4 protein-coding genes and 1 pseudogene are annotated in these 6272 nt (G+C 65.7%); 1 reads left to right on the forward strand and 4 read right to left on the reverse strand.

Translation table 11 applies throughout. The features are described 5' to 3' along the window. Positions 1–211: 211 nt before the first annotated feature. The 3 genes and pseudogenes from Cph01nite_RS05680 to Cph01nite_RS05690 all read right to left on the reverse strand — a co-directional run. Positions 212–433 (reverse strand): hypothetical protein, encoded by a 222-nt coding sequence (locus Cph01nite_RS05680; protein ID WP_203672001.1) that lies wholly within the window; start codon positions 431–433, stop codon positions 212–214. Positions 434–444: 11 nt separating this feature from the next. After that, positions 445–1047 carry a DUF2599 domain-containing protein gene (locus Cph01nite_RS05685; protein WP_203672004.1) on the reverse strand — a complete coding sequence of 201 codons (603 nt, stop codon included), beginning with the start codon at positions 1045–1047 and terminating at the stop codon, positions 445–447. Between the two features lie 387 nt (positions 1048–1434). After that, positions 1435–1572, reverse strand: a pseudogene (locus Cph01nite_RS05690) (ISL3 family transposase); the annotation flags it as partial. A 921-nt stretch (positions 1573–2493) separates the two neighbouring features. On the opposite strand from Cph01nite_RS05690, the gene Cph01nite_RS05695 reads away from it, so the two are divergent. Next, positions 2494–4980 (forward strand): AAA family ATPase, encoded by a 2487-nt coding sequence (locus Cph01nite_RS05695; RefSeq protein ID WP_203672006.1) that lies wholly within the window; start codon positions 2494–2496, stop codon positions 4978–4980. Positions 4981–5135: 155 nt separating this feature from the next. On the opposite strand, the gene Cph01nite_RS05700 is transcribed toward Cph01nite_RS05695, so the two are convergent. After that, positions 5136–6011 carry a hypothetical protein gene (locus Cph01nite_RS05700; RefSeq protein WP_203672009.1) on the reverse strand — a complete coding sequence of 292 codons (876 nt, stop codon included), beginning with the start codon at positions 6009–6011 and terminating at the stop codon, positions 5136–5138. Between the last annotated feature and the right edge of the window lie 261 nt (positions 6012–6272).

Here is a 6272-nt window from a genome sequence, read left to right on the forward strand (position 1 = left end):
CACGCTTTTTCCAGCTGTCCGGATCCGCACGTCGGGCCAGGATCGGCGGGGATGGTCAGCCGACGCGGGGCGTGGGGCGCTGTCGGCACCCGCGCGCCGCGTCGTGACTTACGAGACGGACTCCATGGGCGCGGGCATCGACTCCAAGGAGGGCCCTGTGGCGGACGTGCGGATCGGATGTGCCGAGCTCGACAGGGGTACGGAGATCAGGTCAGGCCGTGCCCGCAGCGGCACGACGGATCGCGGCCACGCCGCCCAGCACGATCGAGACGACACCGATGCCGCCAAGGACGAGCTGGAGAGGGCAGGGCGAGTAGGGCAGGTCGAGGGTCTCTTCCGCCGCGCTGAAACCGAAGTAGAACAGCGAACCCGCGGTCAGTAGCAGGGCGGCTCCGAGGAGAGTCAGGGCCAACGGGACATGACGTGCGGACATGTCGACAGCTCCTAGTTGCAGCCTGAGGCGATGAAGCCCAGATAGCCCTTGTCGGCGCGGTTCGTCTCCGGGTTCCACGTGGACGTGAGCGGGGCCCCCGCGACGTGGCAGATGTACTGGTTCCGCGCGGACGCCCCGAGCCGGTTGCGGTACGTGCTCGACGTCTGCTTGGCGCGCAGCTCGTCGAAGCCGGGGTTCCCCGCAATCGGGGCTCCAGCGACGTTGCCCGGGTAGACGGCTCTGGCCCAGGCGGTGGGCGTCACGAGGATCCGCGTGCTGGTCTCCCAGCGGTAGGACGACACCATCGCCACCCCCAGGAACGGGTCAGCGACGACAGGATAGGTCGTCTCCGGAGCGAGGTGCTCGACCACCTGGGTGAAGGAGGTCCCTTCGATCTCGAAGCGCGTGGGCACGGGCGCCCCGGTCGCGTCGTAGGCCCACGGCGGTGCCACACCGCCGACGAGCGCGCCGGCCGCTGTGAGGACGACGATGGCGCCGCTGGCCTCCTGCTGAAGTCGCGACCCGACCGGAACGTCGAGCTCGTACCTGTATCTCTCGGGAGCGGTCGCGTCGTGGACGATCGTCAGGATCTGCACGGATGCGCCGTCCTTCACGATGGGGACTGTCGTAGAACCGTCGTTGTTGTCGAACGCGACGACGCCGTCCATGACCGTCTGTGCGGCGTCGGCGGTCTCGCCTGACGGAAGGCCTACCGCCAGAGTCGGGCCCGACGCGTGGCTGAGCACGACGTCGCGCGCGGCGTCCTGGGGCACCGAGGCGCTGCCGTGCCGGCCCACGTGCGCGGCCGCAACGCCAGGGCGGGCACGTGTCGATGCGACGCCGCTCAGCGCGGCCTCGACCGCCGGAACGTCGAGGGCGTCGGTGAGGATGTCGAGGACGGGGTCGGGGGTGGCCGCGTTCGCGGCGGAGGCGGGGCGGCGATCACAGCGAGCATCGCGAAACTAAGAAGGCAAGCGACAAGCGGCTCATCGCAGAGCCCACCACGGATCCTCGGCGGCGATCGTGCAGGCCAGCACCGTGCGATCGGGCTCCAGGCGCTGGCCGGTGACCCGCAGGCCATGCTCGTCCAGGCGTGTGAACGTGGTCAGGTCCGGGCGCGCGAAGGTACCGTCAGGCATGTCGAGGTCTTCCGGGTGGCTGGCGTCAGAACCGCCATCATCGGAGGACCTCGACGTCGTCCAGCAGCGACCCGCCGCTCAAGCCGGACCCGGCTCTACACCCTCATCTGCGAAGAGCCGGATAAGCGCCGCCATGTCCGGTGCAGGCGATCTCTGCATCGACGGTGCGGCCTGGGTCCGCGACGTAGCGCTGGGGCTCTGGTTTGCTGGCATCGGCGCAGGGCCAGCGGACGGACGGGTCCGCGGTCGCGCTGAAGTGCTCCATCCGTGCCCGCAATCACGAATGCCGCAGCGGTGAGCGCCATAGTGCCCGGGACGGACTCCACAGCGGTGCTGGTGTGAGGGGCCCGACTGGCTCTCAAGGCAGTGTGCAGGTGTCGTCACGCGGGGATCTTCTCACTGTGCGCACGAGCCGCGTATCTGTCACGTGGGCGGCTCGAGCCGCACGCGCGGCCGCGTCGACTCCGTCACCAACGACGGCCTGCTTGAGGCCGTCCACGTTCATCCAAACAGGGCCGTTGGTACGCGAGCTCGGCATCACGCACCTCGAGTACCCGGCCCGCCCGTGCGGCCTGTCCGCCGCCTCGCCCGCTGAGCAGGCACCGGGCACATCGGGAAGACCAGTGCTGTCACGCTCGCGTGAGGTCGACCCCACGCTCGACGCTCACGGCCGTCACGTACGGAGCTCCAGCTGCGCTCGGCTCCACCGCTCTCGAGCACCCCGCGTGGACAAGTGGTGTAGGCACTCACTGGGCTCGTCACGCGCTGTCGGCAGGCAACAGGGCCATACGCCGCAGAGCGGCTGCGCTAGGAGCGAGTACTCGGTGCGGTCAGAAGTCTTCCGCGGATCGCCCGGCTCGTGTCGGTGGGTCGTGCCACACTCCCATCACGAGCGCGTTGCTGATGTCGGGAGATCACAAGATGAAGTTCGAGCGCATCTACGTCCGCTTCTTTCGTTCGTTCAACTTCGACTACGAGCGCAAGGCCCACCGTGGGGCCCGTGAGGCACCGTGGGAGCGAACCGAGCTCGGCTGGTACCCCTACGTCCGCATGGACGTCGACCCAAGGATCACGGCCGTTGTTGGCGCCAACGAGTCGGGCAAGAGCCACCTGCTCGACGCCGTGCAGCGCCTGCTCACCGACCAGGTCGTCGACCGCCAGGACTTCTGCCGGTACTCCGACTTGTACTCGGTTGAGCTGGGCGAGAGACGCGTATCCGACTTCGCAGGGCGCTTCCGGCCGGACTCCGAGGCGGACCGGGCGTTGATGTCAGGCCTCGGCTACGACCCGGACGACGACCTGTACTTCGTCCGTGCCGGAACCGGCGCTCCGTTCGTCTTCACGCAACGCCAGTCGGAGGCACGAGAGCTCACCCCTGCACAGGAGCAGTCGCTGAGGGACTCTTTCCCAGTCGTGTTTCGGCTGGAGACCGAGATCGCTCTGCCGGTGAGCATGTCAGTTCGCCGACTCGCGGACGACGAGTCCGCTGCACTGCCTCGCCGCGCGAGGCGCCGCCAGATCCTCGAGTCACTGCCGAAACCCGACTCGACGGAGAAGCAGGCCAGTGCCTGGCTCGTGGCGATCGCCGACCTCCTCCGTCCTGTGCCGACATCGAGCGACGCCGATGCTCGCGCAGAGAACGAGTTCAACCTCGGGCGTAGTCTCCTGGTCGACGTAGCGAAGATCGATCCAAGTTCGTTCGGTGACCTTCACGCAGCTTTGGAGGCGGAGCGAGAGGGCGAGGTCAACGCGATTATCCAACGGATGAATGAGGCGATCGCCCGCCACCTGAACTTCCCGAAGTGGTGGGCGCAGGACCAAGACTTCCAACTTCTCCTATCGCCGCGCGAGCACGAGGTCGCATTCACAGTGCGTGACCGAACCGGTTCCGAGTACTCCTTCGCGGAGCGAAGCCGAGGCCTCCGCTACTTCCTGTCGTACTACGTGCAGCTGCGAGCCAACCGCGCGCCGGAGGGTCGTCGTCAGCTCTTACTCCTTGACGAACCAGACGCGTACCTCTCGGGTGTTGGGCAGCAGGACTTGCTGCGGATTCTTGAGGAGTTCGCGATGCCAGAGGACGGGTCCGAGGGCGGTCAGGTGCTCTACGTGACGCACTCGCCATATCTGATCAATCGCAATGCGGCACACCGCATTCGCGTCCTCGACAAAGGGAGCGACGACGAGGGCACACGGGTCGTCACTGACGCCAGCCGCAACCACTACGAGCCACTGCGCTCTGCACTTGGACCCTTCGTCGCGGAGACCGCGTTCATTGGGGGTGCAAATCTCTTCGTCGAGGGGCTGGCGGACCAGGTTCTGCTCGCTGGAGTGTCATCTCACCTGCGCGGTCTATACGGCACTGCGCCCAGCCAGACCTTGAACCTGAATGAAGTCACAATCGTGCCCGCCGGATCAGCAAGTGCGATCCCGTACCTCGTGTACTTGGCGCGCGGTCGCGACCAGGTGCGGCCCCCGTGCGTCGTGCTCTTGGACGGTGACGACTCTGGTCATGAGGCGAGCAGAAAGTTGCGACGAGCTCCCGTTGGACGAGGGAGGTCCATCGCCGACGAGTTCATCGTCGTTGTGGACGAGTGGGCCGTCACCGCGGGGATCGAAGGAGAGTCCGGGATCGCTGTTCAGGAGCCCGAGGATCTCATCACCTCCGCCGTCGCGGCCGAGGCGGCGAACCGGTACGCCAAGGTCGTGCTCGGTATCGACACCGTCAACGGCGTCCGGCTCACGCCGGAAGTGATCCAGGCCGAGCTCCCGATCCGGCACAGCATGTGGGAGGCGGTAGTCGCCGTGTTCGGCGAGGTGCACGCCGGCGAGCACATTGAGAAGGTGGGTTTCGCCCGGGAGGTCGTCGGTGTCCTACACGATGGGGGACCGGTCGGATCACTGCACGAGGCGATCGAGGTCACGCGTGACCGCTTCCGTGCGCTGCTCGGTCACCTTGCGGACCTGCTCCGCGATGCTCGCGCCACCGAAGACGATGCCCAGCAGCGTGACCGCGTCGGACGACTCGTCCGCGGGTTCCTCAAGGACCATCCCGATGGCGTTACCAAGGACCGGGCCAAGCTGCTGTTCCGAGAGATCGCGCGCGCGCTCGAGGACACCGAGGAAGGCGATGCCCGGCGTACCGAACTCGCTGACATGCGCCGCCGGTACCAACTCGACCGCGAACCGCTGGCCCAGGTTCACGACTACCCACGTTTCCGCGATGAGCTTGCTTCGCTGCGTCTGCAGGAGCGACTCGCGCGCCAGGGTCGTCCAGTCGAGGACGAGCCAAGCACCGCGACCATGTCGACGGACATGGTGGCGCCGAGCGCGCACTCGCCAGCTACGCGCCCAGAGGCGCTGCCACAGCCGTCGGGACGGGAGGCGTCCCCGGTTTCGGCAGCGCCGTAGGGCGGCCCGGCCAGGTGCAATCGGACGTCACAGTGCGGAAGCGGCTCAGATATGCATGCGGCGCAGAGCGAGCAAGGCTGCGTGATCGGTGTCGAAGCCTTCTGGCCTGTCCGGCGCGCGGAGCGATTGGTCCACGACGGCGAAGTTGACGATCGCTATGCTTCCAGGATCGGGAGCAGGTCGTGGAGCTTTTCGGGTAGCAAGAAGGCAATAGCGCCCTCAAGCCGCCGCGGCGCGGGCCCTGCGAAGCCAACTCCAACCTCTAGCGCCGTGACGCTCGACGTCGCATCGACGTGCTCGACCGCGGCGTGGTCGAGCATGAGGCTCGCGACCTGACGCGTGAGGTAACTGCCACCCGTCCGTCGAAAGAGGAGGTGGTCGCCAACCGCGAGGACTCCATCGGACGCATCTATGCCGACGGCATGCGACCACATGCGGGCTACCGGGCCCACCCTTAGCGCAGCGTCTACGCGCTCTGACTCTGCCAGCAGGCGACTGTTGGAGGCCTCTTCGACATCGCACAAGTAGGCCTCGACGACATTCACAACAGCAATTATTTGATCCGACGAGAGGATGTCGTCGGGTATAGCGTACGCGTGAGCCAGTTCATTGCGACGCTCGACTAGATCGAGAATCACTGAAGCGATAGACGCTTTTCCAAGCAGGTTCAACTCATCAGAAACGCCCGAGTTTGCCGGCTCCTTCACCGTGACGTCGAGTCGCAGAAACATCTCCCGAACAAGCGGGTGTCGGTAGTTGGCCTGCGACCGAGTAAAGACAGGAGCAACCAAACGACGTAGTTCGGGGGAAGTTGACGGCGCAAGGGAGAGCAGGACGACTGATTCATCGATTGGTGACCGTAGCCGGGCGCGTTCACCTTCTAGTATAGATTGCAGCGCAAGCGTCCGGAACTCATTGCGCACTCGCGTTGGCAGGTCGTCATATGACGCGCAAATGTCACCATACAATTCGGCGGTTCTGATGAGAATGCTATCGACGGACTGCTCGAGGAGACCGTAACTCTGGACCACGCCGGAAACGTATGTAGTACGCCGCAGTCGGCTGCGCGCCGATGGATCGGAACCCTTCCCGGAGATGTCGTCTTGTAGACGGCGCATGTCCTCGCGGAGTGTCGTGCAGTCGGACGCGATTGCAGATCTAATTCCTCTCATCCGCGCTGCGTTTCTATAACAGAGTCAAGCAGCAAGAGAATGAGCTCGTCACGCCGCAGAAAGTCTTTCGGATCTGTCTTGCGTCCGTCAAAGTCGCTGGCATGCTCGTCATATAGCTTC

This window comes from Cellulomonas phragmiteti (assembly GCF_016862775.1).
In the GTDB taxonomy this organism is placed as follows: Bacteria; Actinomycetota; Actinomycetes; order Actinomycetales; family Cellulomonadaceae; genus Cellulomonas; species Cellulomonas phragmiteti.